The 18,836-nt window shown below is 72.0% G+C and carries 17 protein-coding genes; 13 read left to right on the forward strand and 4 right to left on the reverse strand.

All coding sequences use genetic code 11. The features are described from left to right. Positions 1 to 19: 19 nt before the first annotated feature. The 8 genes from ACOOE8_RS12035 (at position 20) to ACOOE8_RS12070 (ending at position 8,072) form a co-directional block, all read left to right on the forward strand. A complete protein-coding gene (locus tag ACOOE8_RS12035; protein WP_420391697.1) occupies positions 20 to 808 on the forward strand; it encodes a creatininase family protein in 789 nt (262 codons plus the stop codon). 134 nt (positions 809 to 942) lie between these two features. Continuing rightward, positions 943 to 2,538 (forward strand): ABC transporter substrate-binding protein, encoded by a 1,596-nt coding sequence (locus ACOOE8_RS12040; RefSeq protein WP_420391698.1) that lies wholly within the window; start codon positions 943 to 945, stop codon positions 2,536 to 2,538. 45 nt (positions 2,539 to 2,583) lie between these two features. After that, a complete protein-coding gene (locus tag ACOOE8_RS12045) occupies positions 2,584 to 3,561 on the forward strand; it encodes an ABC transporter permease (protein ID WP_420391699.1) in 978 nt (325 codons plus the stop codon). Between the two features lie 59 nt (positions 3,562 to 3,620). Next, positions 3,621 to 4,547, forward strand: a complete 927-nt coding sequence (locus ACOOE8_RS12050) for an ABC transporter permease (RefSeq protein WP_420394699.1) — start codon at positions 3,621 to 3,623, stop codon at positions 4,545 to 4,547. A 25-nt stretch (positions 4,548 to 4,572) separates the two neighbouring features. Next, on the forward strand, positions 4,573 to 5,454 hold the full coding sequence (locus ACOOE8_RS12055; RefSeq protein ID WP_420391700.1) for a homocysteine S-methyltransferase family protein: 882 nt from the start codon (positions 4,573 to 4,575) through the stop codon (positions 5,452 to 5,454). Further along, the gene (locus ACOOE8_RS12060; RefSeq protein WP_420391701.1) at positions 5,451 to 6,440 is read left to right on the forward strand and encodes an ABC transporter ATP-binding protein; all 990 of its coding nucleotides are present in this window, start codon (positions 5,451 to 5,453) and stop codon (positions 6,438 to 6,440) included. The genes ACOOE8_RS12055 and ACOOE8_RS12060 overlap by 4 nt, the downstream gene beginning before the upstream one ends. A gap of 71 nt (positions 6,441 to 6,511) precedes the next feature. After that, positions 6,512 to 7,423 carry an ABC transporter ATP-binding protein gene (locus ACOOE8_RS12065; RefSeq protein ID WP_420394700.1) on the forward strand — a complete coding sequence of 304 codons (912 nt, stop codon included), beginning with the start codon at positions 6,512 to 6,514 and terminating at the stop codon, positions 7,421 to 7,423. A 109-nt stretch (positions 7,424 to 7,532) separates the two neighbouring features. Continuing rightward, positions 7,533 to 8,072, forward strand: a complete 540-nt coding sequence (locus tag ACOOE8_RS12070; RefSeq protein ID WP_420391702.1) for a GNAT family N-acetyltransferase — start codon at positions 7,533 to 7,535, stop codon at positions 8,070 to 8,072. A 19-nt stretch (positions 8,073 to 8,091) separates the two neighbouring features. On the opposite strand, the gene ACOOE8_RS12075 is transcribed toward ACOOE8_RS12070, so the two are convergent. From ACOOE8_RS12075 to ACOOE8_RS12090, 4 genes are all read right to left on the reverse strand, one after another. Beyond that, a complete protein-coding gene (locus ACOOE8_RS12075) occupies positions 8,092 to 10,146 on the reverse strand; it encodes a hypothetical protein (protein ID WP_420391703.1) in 2,055 nt (684 codons plus the stop codon). 12 nt (positions 10,147 to 10,158) lie between these two features. Next, positions 10,159 to 12,891 (reverse strand): DUF4159 domain-containing protein, encoded by a 2,733-nt coding sequence (locus tag ACOOE8_RS12080; RefSeq protein ID WP_420391704.1) that lies wholly within the window; start codon positions 12,889 to 12,891, stop codon positions 10,159 to 10,161. A 154-nt stretch (positions 12,892 to 13,045) separates the two neighbouring features. After that, a complete protein-coding gene (locus ACOOE8_RS12085) occupies positions 13,046 to 13,957 on the reverse strand; it encodes a DUF58 domain-containing protein (RefSeq protein WP_420391705.1) in 912 nt (303 codons plus the stop codon). After that, positions 13,957 to 14,958, reverse strand: coding sequence for an AAA family ATPase (locus tag ACOOE8_RS12090; protein WP_420391706.1), 1,002 nt, complete (start codon positions 14,956 to 14,958; stop codon positions 13,957 to 13,959). Before ACOOE8_RS12090 ends, ACOOE8_RS12085 begins: the two co-directional genes overlap by 1 nt. A 287-nt stretch (positions 14,959 to 15,245) precedes the next feature. Here ACOOE8_RS12090 and ACOOE8_RS12095 point away from each other — a divergent pair, with 287 nt between their 5' ends. From ACOOE8_RS12095 to ACOOE8_RS12115, 5 genes are read left to right on the forward strand one after another with little or no spacing between them, the layout of a single operon-like run. Further along, a complete protein-coding gene (locus ACOOE8_RS12095; RefSeq protein WP_420391707.1) occupies positions 15,246 to 15,824 on the forward strand; it encodes a DUF1285 domain-containing protein in 579 nt (192 codons plus the stop codon). Positions 15,825 to 15,850: 26 nt separating this feature from the next. After that, on the forward strand, positions 15,851 to 16,543 hold the full coding sequence (locus ACOOE8_RS12100) for an NUDIX hydrolase (RefSeq protein ID WP_420391708.1): 693 nt from the start codon (positions 15,851 to 15,853) through the stop codon (positions 16,541 to 16,543). Then, positions 16,540 to 16,806: a DUF6111 family protein gene (locus tag ACOOE8_RS12105; protein WP_420391709.1), complete on the forward strand. Its 267-nt coding sequence runs from the start codon at positions 16,540 to 16,542 to the stop codon at positions 16,804 to 16,806. Before ACOOE8_RS12100 ends, ACOOE8_RS12105 begins: the two co-directional genes overlap by 4 nt. A gap of 2 nt (positions 16,807 to 16,808) precedes the next feature. Beyond that, positions 16,809 to 18,104 carry a CCA tRNA nucleotidyltransferase gene (locus tag ACOOE8_RS12110; RefSeq protein ID WP_420391710.1) on the forward strand — a complete coding sequence of 432 codons (1,296 nt, stop codon included), beginning with the start codon at positions 16,809 to 16,811 and terminating at the stop codon, positions 18,102 to 18,104. A gap of 54 nt (positions 18,105 to 18,158) precedes the next feature. Next, complete coding sequence (locus ACOOE8_RS12115; RefSeq protein WP_420391711.1) at positions 18,159 to 18,809, forward strand: GNAT family N-acetyltransferase; 651 nt, start codon at positions 18,159 to 18,161, stop codon at positions 18,807 to 18,809. The last annotated feature ends 27 nt before the right edge of the window (positions 18,810 to 18,836 follow it).

Here is an 18,836-nt window from a genome sequence, read left to right on the forward strand (position 1 = left end):
GACGAACCACGGAGCGACCATGACGCTGCCGCGCCCCTACTGGGCGGACATGACCGCGCTCGACTTCTCCACCGACACCGACGGATGGGTCGCGGTCGTGCCCACCGCCGCCGTCGAGCAGCACGGGCCGCACCTGCCGCTCGGCACCGACGCCATCATCGCCGAGGGCATGGTGCGCACCGTGGTGGAGCGGCTGCCTGCGGAGCTTCCGGTCTCGTTCCTGCCCGTGCAGAGCGTCGGCAAGTCCAACGAGCACATCGCCTTCCGCGGCACGCTGACCCTGTCGTGGGAGACCGCCATCAAGGCCTGGGTCGAGCTCGGCACCGCCCTCGCCCGCGCCGGAATAAGACGCATCGTGTTCGTCAACTCCCACGGCGGCAACACCGCGATGCTCGACGTCGTGACGCGCGAGCTGCGGGTGCGCTTCGACATCCTCGCGGTGCACACTGCCTGGTCGCGCTTCGGCGACCCCGGCGTCATCGACGCCGACGAGCGCGCCATCGGCATCCACGGCGGCACCGAGGAGACCGCGCTCGTGCGCCACTTCCGGCCGGACCTCGTGCGCGAGGAGCACGTCGAGGCGTTCGCGAGCGAGCAGACGCGGCTCCTCGCCGAGCGGACCCACCTCGTGGCGCACGGCCCGCATGCGTTCGCCTGGAAGGCGGGCGACCTGTCGCCCTACGGCGTCGTCGGCGACGCGACGCGCGCCACCGCCGACATGGGGCGCGCCATCGCCGAGCATCAGGCGGCGGGCTTCGTCGAGCTCCTCCGCGACGTCGCCGCCATCGACCTCGTGGTGTTGAAGTGAGCCGGCGGAGCGGTGCAGCCGCGCAGCACCGTCATGCACTGTGGCGACGGTGTGTCTTTACGCCGACGCGAGCGTCCGACTAGTGTCGCCGCAGGCTTAATTCCGCTGAAGACGGAAGAACAAGGGATCCACTGATGCAGCGAACGATCGCGAGCCTCGCAGCGCTCGCCCTTCTGGGCGGGGCGGCGACGGCGCAGGAGGGGGACAAGACGTTCACCTTCGCCTTCCAGGGCGAGTTGAAGTCCCTCGACCAGTACACGCTGAACGAGACCTTCTCGCTCGGCACGCTCGGCAATGTCTACGAGGGGCTGACCCGCCGGGACGCCGACCTCAACATTATCCCCGGGCTGGCGGAAAGCTGGGAGGTGGTCGACGACATGACCTGGCGCTTCAACCTGCGCGAGGGTGTCAAGTTCCACAACGGCAACGACTTCACCGCCGAGGACGTCGTGTTCTCCGCCGACCGCGTGCGCTCCGAGGGCTCCGACCTCAAGACCCGCATCCCCGAGGATGCCGAGTTCGTCGCCGTCGACGACCACACCGTCGAGGTGCGGCTCGAGACCCCGAACCCCATCCTGCATTACGAGTGGGACACCTGGGGCATCATGGACAAGGAGTGGGCCGAGGAGAACGACGCCGTCGCCGTCACCTCCGCCTCCGCCGAGGGGCAGAACTACGCGGCGCTGAACACCAACGGCACGGGCCCGTTCAAGATCACCTCGCACGAGGCAGGCGTTCGAACGATCTTCGAGGCCAATGAGGACTGGTGGAACTGGGAGGATCGCGAGTTCAACATCGACCGCGCGGAGTTCACCCCCATCGGCCAGGATGCCACGCGGGTGAACGCGCTGCTCTCGGGTCAGGTGGACATGGTCTATCCGATCCCCGTGCAGGACGTGCCCCGGGTGGATGCGAACCCTGGCACGGTGGCGATGACCGGCCCTGAGCTGCGCACGATCTTCCTCGGCTTCGACCAGATGAGCGACGAGCTGAAGTCGTCCTCGGTGGAGGGCGAAAACCCGTTCAAGGACAAGCGGGTGCGCCAAGCATTCTACCAAGCCATCGACATCGACGCGATCACCTCGAAGATCATGCGCGACCTTGCGACCCCGTCGGCGCTCCTGATCTCGCCCGCGCTCTACAGCCGCTCGGACGAGTTCGAGCGTTACCCCTATGATCCCGAGGCCGCCAAGACGCTGATGGAGGAGGCGGGCTACGGCGACGGCTTCACCGTCATGATGGACTGCCCGAACGACCGCTACGTCAACGACGAGCAGATCTGCCAGGCGGTCTCGGCGATGCTTGCGCGCATCGGCGTTACCATCGAGCCGAACTTCCAGCCCAAGTCGCAGTACTTCGCCAAGGTGCTGGCTTCGAACAACTACGACACGTCGTTCTACCTGCTCGGCTGGACGCCGGGGTCCTTCGATTCGTGGAACGTCATCCACAACCTCAACGCCTGCCGCAACGAGGACGGGACAACCGGCGGGCCGTTCAACCTGGGCGGCTACTGCAACGAGGAGCTCGACGCGTTGGCCGACAAGATCCTCACCGAAACCGACCCGGAGGCTCGCGACGCGATGATCGCCGAGGCCTTCACCATGATCCACGAGGACGTGGCGCACATCCCGCTGCATCAGCAGGGCCTCGCCTGGGGCAAGTCCGAGGACGTGGACCTCGTCCAGCGCGCGGACAACACGTTGATGCTCTACCACGTCACCAAGGAGTAGGTCGGTGCGGGGCGGCTTCGGCCGCCCCGGCCTCCGTCGCCCGTCATGGCCGCGTTCATCGTCCGCCGCATCGTCCAGGCCGTCGTCGTCATGCTCGTCGTGGCGCTGATCGCGTTCAGCCTGTTCACCTTCGTCGGCGACCCGATCAACCAGATGGTGGGCATCGAGACGACGCCGGCCGAGCGCGAGGCCCTCCGCCAGCGGCTCGGGCTCAACGACCCGGTGCCGGTCCAGTTCTGGCGCTTCATCTCGAGCGCGGCGCAGGGGGACTTCGGCGTCTCCTACCAGTTCAAGCAGCCGGTGGCGGACCTCCTCGCCGCCCGCGCGCCGGCCACCCTCGAGCTGTCCATCGTCTCGGCGATCTTCGCGCTCCTCGTCGGCATCCCCATGGGCGTTTACACCGGGCTGAAGCGGTCCTCGCCGCTGTCCAAGGTGTTCCTCACCGTCTCGCTCGTCGGCATCTCGCTGCCGCCCTTCCTCATCGGCATCCTCCTCATCTTCGTGTTCTCGGTGTGGCTCCAGTGGTTGCCCTCGTTCGGCCGGGGGGAGGTCGTCGACCTCGGCATCTGGACCACCGGGCTCCTCACGACGAGCGGGCTGAAGGCCCTCATCCTGCCGGCGATCACCCTGGGACTGTTCCAGATGACCCTCATCATGCGCCTCGTGCGCTCGGAGATGATGGAGGTCCTGCGCGCCGACTACATCCGCTTCGCGCGCGCCAGGGGCCTCACGGCGCGGGCGATCAACTTCGGCCATGCGTTGAAGAACACGCTGGTGCCGGTCATCACCATCACCGGGCTGCAGCTCGGCTCGGTGATCGCCTTCGCCATCATCACCGAGACCGTGTTCCAGTGGCCGGGCATGGGGCTCCTGTTCCTGCAGGCGGTGCAGAACGTCGACATCCCCATCATGGCGGCGTACCTCCTGCTGATCGCGTTCCTGTTCGTCGTCATCAACCTCGTCGTCGACCTGCTCTACGTGGCCGTCGACCCGCGCATCCGCCTGACGGGGCAGGCGGCGTGAGCACGGAGGCCGACGCCCCGCAGACCGCCGACGGTGGAGCGCGCGCCGCGGTCGCGGCGGTGACGGTGCAGCCGCGCGGGTTCGCCTCGCGCGCGATCGACTCCGACCTCTTGCACGCCTTCACGCGCTCGCCGCTCACGATGGCGGCCGCGGCGGTGACCGCCTTGATCTTCTTATCGGCCGCGTTCGCGCCGTTGATCTCGCCGAGCGACCCGTTCGACCTTGCCTCGCTGTCGCTCCTCGACAGCCTGACCCCGCCGGCGTGGGAGGAAGGCGGCAACCCCGCCTACCTCCTCGGCACCGACGACCAGGGCCGCGACCTGCTGTCGGCGATCCTTTACGGCACGCGCATCTCGCTGGGCGTAGGCTTCGCGTCCGTCGCGCTCGCCGCGACGCTCGGCATCACGCTGGGGCTCTTGGCGGGCTACGTCGGCGGCGCGGTGGACACCGTCATCATGCGCGTCGCGGACGTGCAGCTCACCTTCCCGGCGATCCTCATCGCGCTCCTCATCGACGGGACGGCCCGGGCGCTCTTCCCCGAAGTGTCGCGGGAGGAGAGCGCGTTCACCGTGCTCACCTTGTCCATCGGCCTCTCCTTCTGGGTCCAGTACGCCCGCACCGTGCGCGGCTCCACGCTCGTGGAGGCCAACAAGGAGTACGTCATGGCGGCGCGGCTCATCGGCCTCTCGCGGATCACCATCATGGCGCGGCACGTGCTGCCGAACGTGCTGGGCCCGGTCCTCGTCATCGCCACCATCAACCTTGCGCTCGCCATCATCCTCGAGGCGACGCTGTCGTTCCTCGGCGTCGGCGTGCCGCCGACCCAGCCCTCGCTCGGCACGCTGATCCGCGTCGGCCAGGACTACCTGTTCTCCGGCGAGTGGTGGATCACGATGTTCCCGGGCGCGATGCTCGCCGTCCTCGTCCTCGCCGTGAACCTCCTCGGCGACTGGCTGCGCGACGCGCTCAACCCAAAGCTGCGATGATGGTGGGACAGGGGGAGCCGACGCGATGACGATCCGCCTCCTCGACGGCGGGATGGGGCAGGAGCTCTACCGCCGCGCCGGACGGCCGCCCGCCGGCTGGTCGGTGTTCGACAACGTCACGCGGCAGGACGACGTGAGGACGCTGCACGAGGAGTTCCTCGCGGCCGGCGCCGACGTCATCACCACCAACACCTACGGCGCCGGACGGCACAAGCTGAACCTCGCCGGCGCGCCGGAGCGCTTCGCCGAGGTCAACCGCGCGGCCTGCTCCGCCGCAGAGGCAGCGCGCGACAGGGTGAACCCCGCCGCCCTCATCGCCGGGGCGCTCGGCCCCCTGCGAGGCTCCTACCAGCCGGACGCGGTGCCGCCGAGCGACCTTGCGGAGGCGGAGTACGCCGAGCAGGCCCTGGTGCTCGCACCCCACGTCGACCTCTTCATCTGCGAGACGATGACCATGGGGCGCGAGGCCCGTGCCGCCGCGCGCGCCGCGGCCTCCACGGGCCGGCCGGTGTGGGTCGCCTTCACGCTGCACGAGGACGGCTCGGCGCTGCGCAGCGATGAGCCCGTGCGCCTCGCCGTGCGCGCCCTCCAGGACGTTGCCGTCGACGCGGTCCTGTTCAACTGCACCTCGCCCGAGGCGGTCGGCCGCGCGCTGCCGGAGCTCGTCGCAGCGTCAGCGGGCCGCGCCGTCGGCGGCTACGCCAACGGATTCGAGGCGATCCCCGCCGAGTACGGCCACGGCAAGTCCGTCGCCGACCTCGACGCCCGGCAGGAGATGACGCCCGACGCCTACGCCGAGCACGTCGCCGCGTGGCTCGACGCCGGGGCGACCATCGTCGGCGGCTGCTGCGAGGTGGGCCCGGCCCACATCGCTCGCGTGAAGGTCCTCATCGGAGAGCGGCAGTGACCGGACCGGTGCTGTCCGTGCGAGGGCTCAAGGTCGAGTTCCCGACCCGCCGCGGGACGCTGCGCGCCATCGACGACGTCTCGTTCGACATCGCGCCCGGCGAGGTGCTCGGCGTCGTCGGCGAGTCGGGCGCCGGCAAGTCGCTGACCGGCGCAGCGATCATCGGCCTCCTTGATCCACCGGGGCGCATCGCCGGCGGCGAGGTCCACCTCGAAGGCCGGCGCATCGACACACTGCCCCCCGATGAGATGCGCCGACTGCGCGGCCGGCGGATCGGCATGGTCTTCCAGGACCCGCTCACCAGCCTCAACCCGCTCTACACCGTCGGGCGCCAGCTCACCGAGACCATCCGCACCCACCTCGGCCTCGGTGCCCGCGCCGCGCGCCGGCGGGCCGTGGAGCTCCTCGACGAGGTCGGCATCCCGGCCGCGGCGAGCCGCATCGACGCCTACCCTCACCAGTTCTCCGGCGGCATGCGCCAGCGCGTCGTGATCGCCCTCGCCCTCGCCGCCGACCCCGTCCTCGTGGTGGCCGACGAGCCGACCACCGCCCTCGACGTCTCGGTCCAGGCCCAGGTCATCAACGTCTTGAAGCGCATGTGCCGCGACCACGGCGCCTCGGTCATGCTGATCACCCACGACATGGGCGTCATCGCCGAGACCGCGGACCGCGTGGCGGTGCTCTACGCGGGGCGGATCGCCGAGATCGGGCCCGTGCGAAGCGTGGTGCGCCAGCCACTCCACCCCTACACGGTCGGCCTTATGGGCTCGATCCCCAAGCTCGACCACGCCGAGCCGCGCCTGACGCAGATCCCGGGCGCGATGCCGCGCCTCGACGCGATCCCGACCGGCTGCCCGTTCAACCCACGCTGCCCCGAGGTGTTCGACAAGTGCCGCACGGTGCGGCCGGACGCGATGCCGGTGCGCGACAGCCGCGTGGCCTGCTGGCTGCACGAGGGCGCCGCCCGGGCGTCGGCCGCCGCGTGAGGGACGCACTCGTCGAGGTCGCCGGGCTCACGAAGACGTTCGACGTCTCCGCGCCCTGGCTCGACCGGGTGATGAGCGGCACGCCTCGCCAACTCCTGTCGGCGGTCTCGGACGTCTCGTTCGCCATCCGCCGCGGCGAGACGTTCGCCCTCGTCGGCGAGTCGGGCTCGGGCAAGTCCACCATCGCCAAGATCGTCGTCGGCCTGCTCTCCCCAGGCGCCGGCGACGTCGTCATCGACGGCATCGCCGTGGGCCGGGACAGCGCCGCTTTGCGCGCGCTGCGGCGGCGTATGCAGATGATCTTTCAGGACCCCTACGCCAGCCTCAATCCGAGGATGCGGGTCGACAGGATCGTCGCCGAGCCGATCCGCGCCTTCGGCCTCCTGAAGGGGCGTCAGGTGGACGCGCGGGTCGTCGAGCTGCTCGAGGCGGTCGGCCTATCGGCGCGCGACTCCCAGAAGTTCCCGCACGAGTTCTCCGGCGGACAGCGGCAGCGCATCTGCATCGCGCGAGCGCTCGCCTCGAACCCGGCGTTCCTGGTGTGCGACGAGCCGACGAGCGCGCTCGACGTCTCGGTCCAGGCGCAGATCCTCAACCTCATGAAGGACCTGCAGGACCGGCACGGGCTGACCTACCTCTTCATCAGCCACAACCTCGCCGTGGTCCGCCACATGGCCGACCGGATCGGCGTGCTCTACCTCGGGCGCCTGGCCGAGGTGGCTCCAGGCCGCACGCTGTTCGCCGCGCCACGCCACCCCTACACGATCATGCTGCTCGGCGCGGTGCCGGACCTCGACATGTCGGGGCAGGATCGCGTGCCCGTCACCGGTGAGATCGCGAACCCGATCGATCCGCCACCGGGCTGCCCGTTCCACCCGCGTTGCCCCCTCGCCAACGAGCGCTGTCGCGCCGAACGGCCCGAGCTCCTGCCGGCGGGCGAGACCCTCGTCGCCTGCCATGCCGTGGAGGAGGGGCGGGACTGACGCCGCGTCGGTGCCTGCGTTGCCGCCTTGCCGCCTCGCGAACGCCCGTGCTAGCCGACGCCATGCCTCACCGCACCGCCCGCTGAACGGCCGGCCCACGGTCTGCACCATGCGCGAGCGGACGGTCCCCCACGACATCGTGCTGCGTCCCGAGCGGCCGGACGACGCCGACGGCGTCGAGGCGCTCTACGCGCAGGTGTTCGGTCCGGGTCGCCATGCGCGGATGGCCTACCGGCTGCGGGAGGGAGCGACGCGGGATCACACCGTCAGCGTCGTCGCGGTGCGCGGCGGCCTCGTCATCGGCGCCGTGCGCCAGGTCCGCGTCCTCGTCGGGGGCGCGCCGGCCTACCTCCTCGGACCACTGGCGGTCGCCGAAACGGCGGCCAAGCAGGGCATCGGCGGCGCGCTCATGCACCGCACGGCGGACGCGGCGGCCGGCACGCCCGCGCACGGCATCGTCCTCGTCGGCGATCCGGAGTTCTATGAGCCGCTCGGCTACCGCCCGGCCGGCGATCGCATCGTGATGCCGGGTCCGGTGGAGCGGCACCGGGTCCTGGAGCGCACGCTGCGGTGCGAGCTCGGCGGCCCGCTGGGGCTCGGCCCCTGGCTGGAGGAGCGCAGCGGGCTGCAGCCCTCTTCGCCTGGCTGAGCCCGCCAAGGGGATTGCGTCAGCGGCCCTCGCGCCACCAGGTGCCGGACAGGGCGAGGAGCAGGATCGCGAGGCCGAGGAAGCCGGCGAAGAGCGGCATCCGCTCGACGCCGGTGAGCTCGCTCGCCTCAGATCGCTTGAGGCCGATCCAATCGGCACCCGCCGTCGAGCGACCCTCCGCGCGCATCAGGATGCGCGGTGAGCCGTCGCCCGCCGCGACGCGACGCACCGACCCCCGTGTCGCCTCGGCGACGGGCGCGAGCTGCTCGACGCTGGAGCGCAGGTCGCGTGCCTCCAACGGGTTGGCCGGGCCCACGTGACCGAGCGCGGTCAGCTCGCCGTCGGTCGCCCGGTAGAGCCCCATGTCCGGTGCCTCGACGGTGGCGCGCCAAAGCCCGGGCTGGGCCTCGGCGAGGGTGAGCTCCTCCGCCTCGCCGGACGGCGTCGTCAGCGTCACCGGCGCGACCTCGTCGGCGAGCGTCTGCCGCTCCACCACGAGCGCACCCTCGCCGCTGATGAGGCGCAGCGCCTCCTCCTCGAGCTCGGGCTCCTGCATCAGCCAGTGCGACAGGCGGCGCATCAGCGGCACGTGCGGACCGCCGCCGTCGTGGCCCCGTGCCCACAGCCAGATGTGGTCGGACATCATCGCGGCAACACGTCCCTCGCCCTCGCGCGACAGCACGAGGAGCGGGTTGCCCTGAGCGCCGGACATGACGGTCTCGCCGGCGATGGGCACGGCCTCGATCTGACGGTACCACTCGCTCCACGCCGGCGGCTCGGCCTCGCTGCCCGGCAGGTTGCGCGTCACCGGGTGGCGGGCGCCACGGTCGGACACCTGTGGCCGGAACGCCTCCTCGATGATGCCGCCGGACGGGGCGACGGGCAGCGTCGCCGCGAGCGGTGTGTGGTAGATCGACCGCGGTCCGGCGTAATCCGGTCCAGCCGCGACGAGGACCGCACCACCGCCCAGGACGTACTGCGCGATGTTGTCGAAGTAGAGCGCCGGCAGCACGTTGCGCCGGTGGTACCGGTCGAAGACGATGAGGTCGAACTCGTCGATCTTCTGGCTGAACAGCTCGCGCGTCGGGAAGGCGATCAGCGACAGCTCGTTGATCGGTGTGCCGTCCTGCTTCTCGGGCGGACGCAGGATCGTGAAGTGGACGAGGTCCACCGCGGCGTCCGACTTCAGGAGGTTGCGCCACGTGCGCTCGCCCGCGTGGGGCTCGCCGGACACGAGGAGCACGCGAAGGTTCTCGCGCACGCCCTCGACGATGGCGACGGCGGCGTTGTTGACCGTGGTGAGCTCGCCCTCGACGGGCGCGACCTCGAACTCGAAGAAGTTGTCGCCGCCGTGCGCGACGTCGATGGTGACATCCAGCTCCTCGCCCACCGTAGCGAGGCGCGTCTCAGCGAGCTCATCGTCCACCCGCACCTTGAGCTCGACGACGTTGCCCTCGGCGTCCGCGTCCTCCACACGAACCACCACGGTCTGCGAGGATCCGACGAGGCCGAAGCGCGGAGCCGCCACGATCTCCACCCGGCGGTCGCGCTCGTCGGCGCGGCCGACGACGAGGCCGTGCACCGGCGCCTCGAACGGCGCGGTCGTCGGCACGTCGTGCACCTGCCCGTCGGTCAAGAGGATCGCGCCGGCGATGCGGTCCGGAGGCACGTCCGACAACAGGTCGCCGAGCGGCGCGAACAGGATCGTGCCGTCACGGTCCTCCTCCGCCCGATCCACGGTGAGGGTGCGGACCTCGAGCCCCGGCGTCGCCTCAAGGCGTGCGACGAGGTCGGTGGCGAGCGCGTCGGTGGCAGGAACGCGGTCCGCGGTGCGCTGGCTCTGGGTGCGGTCGACGACGACGGCGACGACGCCGGACAGCGGCTCGCGCACCTCGCGCTGAAGCGCAGGGTTGAGCAGCGCGAAGGCGAACACGAGCGCGGCCGCGATCCTGAGCGCAGAGCCGCGGACGCGCCGCAGGAGGCCGAGCCCGGCGACGACGAGCGCCACCACCGCGAAGACGGCGACCGCCCACACGGGGATGAGCGGGCTGAACGCGAGCTCGACGTCCGTCATGGGGTGGACCCCTTACTGCCCGAGGCGCTCCAGGAGCGCCGGGATGTGCACCTGGTCAGCCTTGTAGTTGCCGGTCATCGTGTAGATCGCGATGTTGATGCCGGCACGGTAGGCAAGCTCGCGCTGGTAGGGGTCGGCTGGCGAGGTCGGCAGCAGGAAGCCGCCGGACACGTTGACCGCCCACGCGCCAGCAAGGTCGTTGGCGGTGATGAGGATCGGCGACACGCCGTCGCCCGCGCGGGCCGGGCGGTTGTCGACCGCCTGGGTGGTCAGCGCCTCCACCCACAGCGGCGATCCGGTCCAGCGACCCGGGAAGCCGTCGACCAGGTAGAACGTCTTGGTGAGGACGTGGTCGTCGGGCACGGGCTCCAGCGCCGGGATGTCGAGCCCGTCGAGGATGCGGCGCAGCGCCAAGGTCGCCGGGGAGGCGGCGTCGAGCGCGACCGCGCCGGACTGGTCCCGAGTGTCGAACAGGATCGTGCCGCCGTTCTTCATGAAGGCGTCGACGCGCGCGATGGCGGTGTCCGACGGGCGCTCCGCGTCGGCCATCACCGGCCAGTAAATCAGCGGGAAGAAGGCGAGCTCGTCGGCCTCGAGGTTGACCGCCATGGGCTCGGCCGGCTCCACCGCAGTGCGCGCCGTCAGCGCCTGGCTGAGGCCGCGCAGCCCGGCCTCCGACACGCGGTCGACCTCGGCGTTGCCCGTGGAGACGTAGGCGAGGCGCGTGTCGAGGGAGGCGCGCATGGCGAAGTCGACGGCGTCCTGCGCCTCGGCGCGTGGCGCAAGCGCGGCCATGCCGACGACGGCTACGGCGAGCGAGGCCACGATGCGACGCGACAGGGCGCCCATGAGGAGGAGGATGGCGAGCGCATCGGCGACGAACAGGGCGGCGGCGGCCGTCATCAGGGGACCCTTCAGCTCCGTCGGACCCTCGCTCGTATAGCGCGCTACGGCGGCGCCGGCGAACATCGCCGGATCGACGGCGGTCATGGTGTCGTCCTCGGCGAGGAGGTTGATCGCGCGGAACGCGCCGTCGGCCCCGTAGAGCCCCGGCGGATGGCGCGGCCCGACCTCCACGTCCCCGGACGCCGGCTCCACGTTGGGTCCTGGCGCGACGAGCCGACCGGCACCGTCGAGCACGCGGTACGGCGTGAGCGCCGGTCCCTCATCGCCCTGCCCCCGAGGCCCGGCCATCGAAAGCTCGACGAGCGCGCGCAGCACCTCGATGAAGCTGCTGGAGAGCGGCAGCGTCGACCAGCTCGTGTCGGCGGTGACGTGGACGAAGGCGACCCATCCGGCGCCGATCGCGCGGCCGGTGACGAACGGCGTGCCGTCGGCGAGCGCGGCCCAGGTGCGCTCGGTGAGTGCCAGGGACGGCTCGGCGAGGAGCTGACGGCGCACCGTGACGTCGTCGGGCACCGCAAGGTCGGCGAACGGGCCGTCCTGCGCGAACGAGGCAAGGGGCTGTGGATCGTCCCAGGACAAGGTGCCACCGAGGGTCCGCGCGCCGGGTCGCAGCTCTACGGGGAACAGGTCGTCCATCCCGTCGGACGTGCGCGGTCCGGCGAAGCGGAGGAGAACGCCGCCCGCATTGATCCAGCGGGCGAGCGCGTCCTGCGTCGACGGGAGCAACGTGCCGACATCGGCGAGGACGATGACGGAGGTGCCGGCGTCGATGAGCTCGTCGATGGCGCTCGGCAGGTCCTGCGCGGTGGGCTCGCGGAGGTCGGCGGACGGGGCGAGCGCGGCGCGCAGGTAGTGCAGCGGGGACAGCAGCGGCTGCTCCTGCTCGGCGCGGCCGCCGGAGATGAGGCCCACGGTGCGCCGGCGGAACCTCTCGTCGAGCAGGCGCACCGCCGCGGCGGTGCGCTCGCCCGCGACGGCGACGCGTAGCGCGTCGTTGCGCAGCTCGGTGGGCAGGTCGAGGTCGACGAGCGCCACCGCCTCGCCCGCCGCGAAGCTGGCCTGTGCCTCGGCGAGCACGAAGCCCTTGGCGTCGACGGCCCGCACGGTGCGCGCCAGCGCGCCCGGATGGGCGTCCGCCACGAGGGACACGCGCATGCCGTCGGCGGTCGCCTCGACCGCGGTGACGCCGATGAGCCCGCCGGCCTCCGGCAGGAAGAGGCGCACGGGAGCCGCGCTCGCCGCGTCGAGCGCGGCGTAGAACGCGGCGTCGTCGTCCGAGGCGAGCCCGTCGGCGAGCCAGGCCGCGCTGCCGACGGACGTTTCGGCCAGACGCTCGGCGAACGCGCCGCGCTGCGCGGTCCATGGCTGTGGTGTCAGGCTGCGCAGGACGTCGCGCGCCTCCTGGGGGCTGCGGCCGGTGAGGGGCGCGGACGCGTCCGCCGTCGGCGCGAGGATGACCGCGCGGTCGGCTGCCTCGGCCTCGGCGACGAGCCGCTCGGCGACGCTCACGCGGTCCGCCCAGTCGGCGGCGGCCGCGAACGTGTTGTCGACGACGATGAGGGCCGGACCGTCGCCCGCCACCGGCGTCGCCTGCGGCCGCAAGATGGGCTGCGCGAGCGCGATGATGACGAGCGCGGCGAGGAGAAGGCGCAGCGCCATCAACCACCAAGGCGTGCGCGAAGGGGTCTCCTCGCGCTTCGTCATGGCAAGCAGCAGGCGCGTCGGCGCGAAGGTGACGTCCCGCGGCCGCGGTGGCGTGGAGCGCATGAGCCACCACAGGACGGGCAGGAGCGCCAGCGCCCACAGGACCGCCGGGCTGGCGAACGCGAGCGCTGTCATGACGTCACTCCATCAGGGCCCGCGCCCTGCTCGCGCGCGGACGAGCGTGGACCGGCCCCCTGCCAGTCCAGAGCGGCGAAGACGGCTCGTCCGCACGGACGCAGGCCGGTCCTCACGGGAGCCTCCGCGGCGCGCGTCCGGTCCATGCCAAGGATCAGGCCACCCGGTCGAGGTGGCCCGACAGGAGCCCGCTGAGCGAAAGGAGCGCAGGCGCTGCAGGGCGGTCCGTGTGGTGCACCGTCAACGTCGAGCCGAGCCGCTTCGCCTCTTGGGCGAGCGCGGACTTGTGCGCGGCGAGCATCTCCACGTAGCCGGTCCGCCACGCCTCCGCCTTCCCCACGAGGAAGGCGATGCCGGACTCCGGATCCACGAAGCGGTTGCGTCCGCCGAACGGGAAGCGCTCCTCCACCGGGTCGAGCACCTGGACGAGGTGGGCCCTCGCGCCGAGGCTTGCGAGCGTCGCGAACGTCTCGGCCCAATCCGGCATCGGGTCGAGGAAGTCGCCGATGAGGACGACGTCACAGTGCCGGCGCGTCGATCCGAACACGGGCTGGGAGCGCGCGTCGCGCGCCGTGTCAACGAGCGCCTGCGCGATCCGGTCCGCCGCGTCGCGCCGGGCGCTGGCCGGAGGGCCACCGATCAGGCCGATCCGCTCGCCGCCGCGGCCGAGGAGCTCAGCGAGGGCAAGGAGGAGGACGACGCCGCGCTCCTCCTTGGAGGCCAGGGCGAGCTGGGAGCGCGCGCGCATGGAGGCCGTCCGGTCCACCCACAGGAGCACCGTGTGCGCCGCCTCCCACTCCCGCTCGCGCACCAGGAGGGTGTCGTCGCGGGCCGAGCGGCGCCAGTCGATGCGCCGGGCAGGCTCGCCGAAGTCGAAGGGGCGGAACTGCCAGAAGGTCTCCCCGGTGCCGGCGCGGCGGCGGCCGTGCCAGCCCGCTGCGACGGTCGCGGCGACGCGCTTGGCCTCCACCAGAAGGTCGGGCAGGTTCGCCGCGGCCTCCCTCGCCGCCAGCATCGCCACGCCAGGTCCGGCCTCCTGCGGCTCGGCGCGGAACCTCTCGAACACTACAGTCGGTCCGCCAGCTCGCGGATGATCCCCTTGATCGTGCGCCCCTCCGCGCGCGCCCCGTAGGTCAGCGCCATGCGGTGCTGGAGCACCGGCTCGGCGAGCGCAACGATGTCCTCGCGCGAGGGCGCAAGGCGCCCCTGCAGCAGGGCGCGGGCGCGGCACGCGAGCATGAGCGACTGGCTGGCGCGTGGGCCCGGTCCCCAGGCCACGACGCCGAGCACCGCCTGGTTCTCCTCCGGACGCGCCGAGCGCACGAGGTCGAGGATCGCGTCGATGACGCTCTCGCCGACCGGCATGCGCCGCACCAAGCGTTGAACGTTGACAAGCTCGTCGCGCGACAGGATCCGGGTCGGCTCGACCTCCGGCCGCACGGTCGTCTCAAGGAGGATGCGCCGCTCCGCGTCGCGGTCCGGATACTCGACGTCGACCTGCATGATGAAGCGGTCGAGCTGCGCCTCCGGCAGCGGGTAGGTGCCCTCCTGCTCGAGCGGGTTCTGCGTTGCAAGGACGTGGAACGGCGTCGGCAGGTCGTGCGCCTCGCCCGCGACGGTCACGAACCCCTCCTGCATCGCCTGCAGAAGCGCGGACTGGGTGCGCGGCGAGGCCCGGTTGATCTCGTCCGCCATCAGGAGCTGGGCGAACACCGGACCCTTGATGAAGCGGAACGCGCGCTCGCCGGCCTGCGACTGCTCGAGCACCTCGGCGCCGAGGATGTCGGACGGCATGAGGTCCGGGGTGAACTGGATGCGGTTCTCGGTGAGGCCGAGCACCGTCCCGAGCGTCGCCACGAGCCGCGTCTTGGCGAGCCCGGGCACTCCGACGAGGAGCGCATGCCCGCCGCACAGCACGGCGATCAGCGAGCGCTCCACGACGTCGCCCTGGCCGAAGATGATCCGCTCGATCTCCCCCTTCGCCTCGCCGAGCCGGCGGACCGCCGCCTCGATGACGGCCACCTCGTCCGAGGTGCCCTCGCGCTCGATCACACCGTCGACGCTCATCCAGAATCCCCCATGCGCCCGAACCGCCTCGCCCGGCGCGTCACTGCGTAGGCTGACGCTCGTGCCTGCATACGCCGTGCCGCCTTGGGTTGCCCGGCAGCTCGAGGCCGCATCTTGTGGCGAGCACCCCGCGAAGGCGTCGGTGCGACCCGGACCTACTGAACAGAAAGGCCTCCATCCCGTCGCCTAACCATTTCGTCATGGTTTGGCACCGTCGCCGGACTGCGTTAGCTATCGCACAGCGTTGCCCGTACGGGCGCGACGATGCAACGGGGGGCTGCGGTCCGGTGGCGCAGGTCGAGGACGATCACGAGAGCCCGGCGAGCCCGCTCGCAGCGCTGATCGCGCGGGCCGCCGAGCTCGGCGGGGGAGCCGCTCCGGTGGACAAGTGGGACCCGCCGGACTGCGGGGCGATCCCCATGCGCATCGCCGCTGACGGCGCCTGGCACTACAACGGCACGCCGATCCTGCGCGAGCGGCTGGTGCGCCTGTTCGCCTCGATCCTGCGACGCGAGGCGGACGGCGGCTTCGTGCTCGTGACGCCGGTGGAGAAGGTCTCCATCGAGGTCGAGGACGCGCCGTTCCAGGCCGTCGAGCTTGCGCAGGACGGGGAGGGGGAGGACGCGATCCTCACCGTGCGCACCAACGTCGGGGACGTCGTGGCGGTCGGGCCCGACCATCCGATCCACACGGTGCGCGCCGAGCACGATGGCTTCGTGCCCTACGTCAGGGTGCGCGGCGGGCTCGACGCGCGCTTCACCCGCGCCGCCGCGCTGGAGCTCGCCGACCTCGCGCACGAGACGCCGGACGGGGGCCTCGCGGTGGCGAGCGGCGGAACGGTCTTCCCGCTCGGCGCACCCCGCTGAGGCGCACGGTGGACGGACGGGCCCCAGTGGCCGCACCCGCGGCAGACGACGCTCGCGCCGACCTTCGCATCCACGCGCCAGACCTCAAGCGACCGGACGTCGCCGAGCTCCTGAAGCGGGCAGCGACCCTGCGCCCGCCCGAGGGTGTCTTGCCCGCCGATGCGCCGGTGTTCGGGGACCACCTGCTCAACCCGCACCTTGCCGCCCCGCGCGACGAACCGCCGCCGCGGGAGGCGGCCGTCCTCGTCGCGCTCGGCGACGGCGCCGACGGCGAGCTCTGCGTCGTCCTCACCCAGCGCGCGGCGCACTTGTCCGCCCATGCCGGCCAGGTCGCACTGCCGGGCGGCAAGATCGAGCCCGGTGAGACGCCGTCCGCCGCCGCGGTGCGGGAGGCGCACGAGGAGGTGGCGCTGCCGCCGGCCGCACTACGCGTCCTCGGTCTGACCGACCCCTACCTGACGCGCACCGGATACTTCATCGTTCCGGTCATCGCCCTCGTCACCCGCCCGGTCGTGCTGCGCCCTGAGCCTGGCGAGGTGGCGGACGCGTTCGTCGCGCCGTGGCACCGCGTCATGGATGCGGCCCATCGGCGCGAGCTGGTCATTGACCGCGACGGCGCGCCCCGCCGGTTCTACGAGACGATGGTCGGCGAGCGTCGCGTGTGGGGCGTCACCGCTGGCATCTTCAAGCTGGTGAGTGAGCGCCTTTACGAGCAATGATCCGCGTCGTCGTCACCCAACTCATCCTCTTCGCACTGCCGTTCATCGGGTTCTTCGTCTACCGCGTTGCGACCCATGGATGGACCGGCGCGGCGGTCGCCGACATGCGCCGGCCGCTGTTCGTCCTCGTCATCCTCGGCGGACTGTTCGTCATCGCCGGCTTCGCCTACTTCGCCTTCGTGCGCGAGGACCACCAAGGCGAGTACGTCCCGGCGCACACCATCGACGGCCGCTTCGTGCCCGGGCGCTTCGAGCCGCGCTGACGGTGCGCGCGCCCGGCGCGGCGACCCAGGAGGGGCTCGAGGTGGACGAGACGGGGACGGACGCCACGACCTCGGGCGGCGAGACGTTTCACCTTGAGGCCGACTTCTTGCACGCGCCGGGGCTCGTCGCGCTGTTGGACGCGCTCGAGGGCGTCGGCGCCGCGCGCGTCGTCGGCGGCGCCGTCCGCAACGCGCTTCTCGGCGAGCCGGTGGCGGACGTCGACGTCGCCACCGAGGCGCCGCCCGACGTCGTCGCCGGGGCCGCGACCCGCGCCGGCCTCGCCGTCCACGAGACGGGCCTCGAGCACGGCACGCTGACGATCGTCGCCGCGGGGACGCCCCACGAGGTCACGACGCTGCGTGAGGACGTGTCCACCGACGGCCGTCGCGCCACGGTCCGCTTCACGACGGACTGGGCGAAGGACGCCCAGCGCCGCGACTTCACGATGAACGCGCTCTACCTCGGCCGCGACGGCAAGGGCCTCGACCCGGTGGGCGGTCGATCGGACTGCCTCGCCCGCCGCGTGCGCTTCATCGGCGATCCGGATGCGCGCATCCTCGAGGATCACCTGCGCATCCTGCGCCTCTTCCGCTTCCATGCGATCTACGGTGAGGGTGCGCTCGACGTTGACGGCCTCGCGGCAGCGCGGCGGCACAAGGCACGGCTCGCGACGCTCGCCGTGGAGCGCATCCGTCATGAGCTCCTGCGCATCCTTCCGGCGCACGGGGCGACGGCCGTCCTGTCGCTGATCGGCGAGGAGGGGTTCCTCGACTTCGTCCTGCCCGGCCCCTTCGACGCGCGCGCCGTCGGCACGCTCGCGGCGGCGGAGGCCAGCATCGGCCGCACGCTGACCCCTGCGCTCGGCCTCTCTGCGCTGGTCGGCTTCGACGAGGACGCCACAGCGAGGGGCGCCGACGCCCTCAAGCTGTCCCGCCGCGACCGGGCGCGCGCCCTCGCTGCCCTCGTCGCGGCACGCGCCATGCCGCCGCGCTCGGCAGCGCAGACGAACGCGCTGCTTTACGAGCACGGCGCCGAGGCGTTCGTCGACGGCCTCACGATCGCGCTGGCATGGGGCGTGATCCTCGAGGATCACGAGCGCCTCGTCGCGACCGCGCGTCGCTGGCATCGCCCGCGCCTCCCCGTCACGGGCGGCGACCTCCTGCGCCAAGGCGGTGCACCGGGGCCCGAACTCGGCGCGCGCCTCGCCCACCTCGAAGCGCTGTGGAAGGCGTCCGACTTCTCGCTGGACGCGCCGCGCCTCCTCGCCATCGACCGCGAGGCAGGGCATGATCGCTAACCTTGCCGCCCCGAGTCGCGCGCATGGCATCGCGATCGCGCACACGGAGCAATGATGCCCGTCGACACCCGCCTCGTCCCCGAACAGTGCATCGTCCGCCGCGGCGCGGACTGGATGCTGGTCTCGCCCGTGCCCGACGCGATCGCTGCCGACGTCGCGGCCTACTCGGTGGCCCAGCGTGCGACGCTGAAGCACGTCGTCGGCCCTGAGGACGTGCGCCGCGCCGTCGTCGGCAACCGCCTGCGCCAGGACCGCTTGTGCGTCGCGATCGTCGGCGACGAGATCGCGGGCTGCATCTCCTACCGCATGGACGGGGAGGGGTCCGTGTGGCCCGACCCCTCCCGCTTCCGCGCCCACTTCGGCCCGCTCGCGGGCACGGTCCGATGGCTCCTCGCCGAGGCGACGCTGCGGCGCGGACACCCGGACGAGCTCTACCTCGAGGGCTTCAAGGTGGAGCCCATCGCCCGCGGGCGCGGCATCGGCACCGCGCTCCTCCACTGGCTCGGCGACGAGGTGGTGCGCCGCGGCAAGAAGCGCTGGCGCACCGAGGCGTCGACCACCGCCGCCGCCGCCATGCGCGTCTACCAGGGCGTCGGCGCGCGGCCGACCAAGACGGTGCGGCTCGGCCCCATCGGGCGCATCGCCGACCGGCCGGCCTTCGTCGTCCTCGTTTGGGTGCCGCCGGCCCAAGGCGCGACCGGCTGATCGCCGCGCCGTTGAAGTTGCCCTGGC

The organism is Acuticoccus sp., assembly GCF_965213555.1.
Lineage (GTDB): Bacteria > Pseudomonadota > Alphaproteobacteria > Rhizobiales > Amorphaceae > Acuticoccus.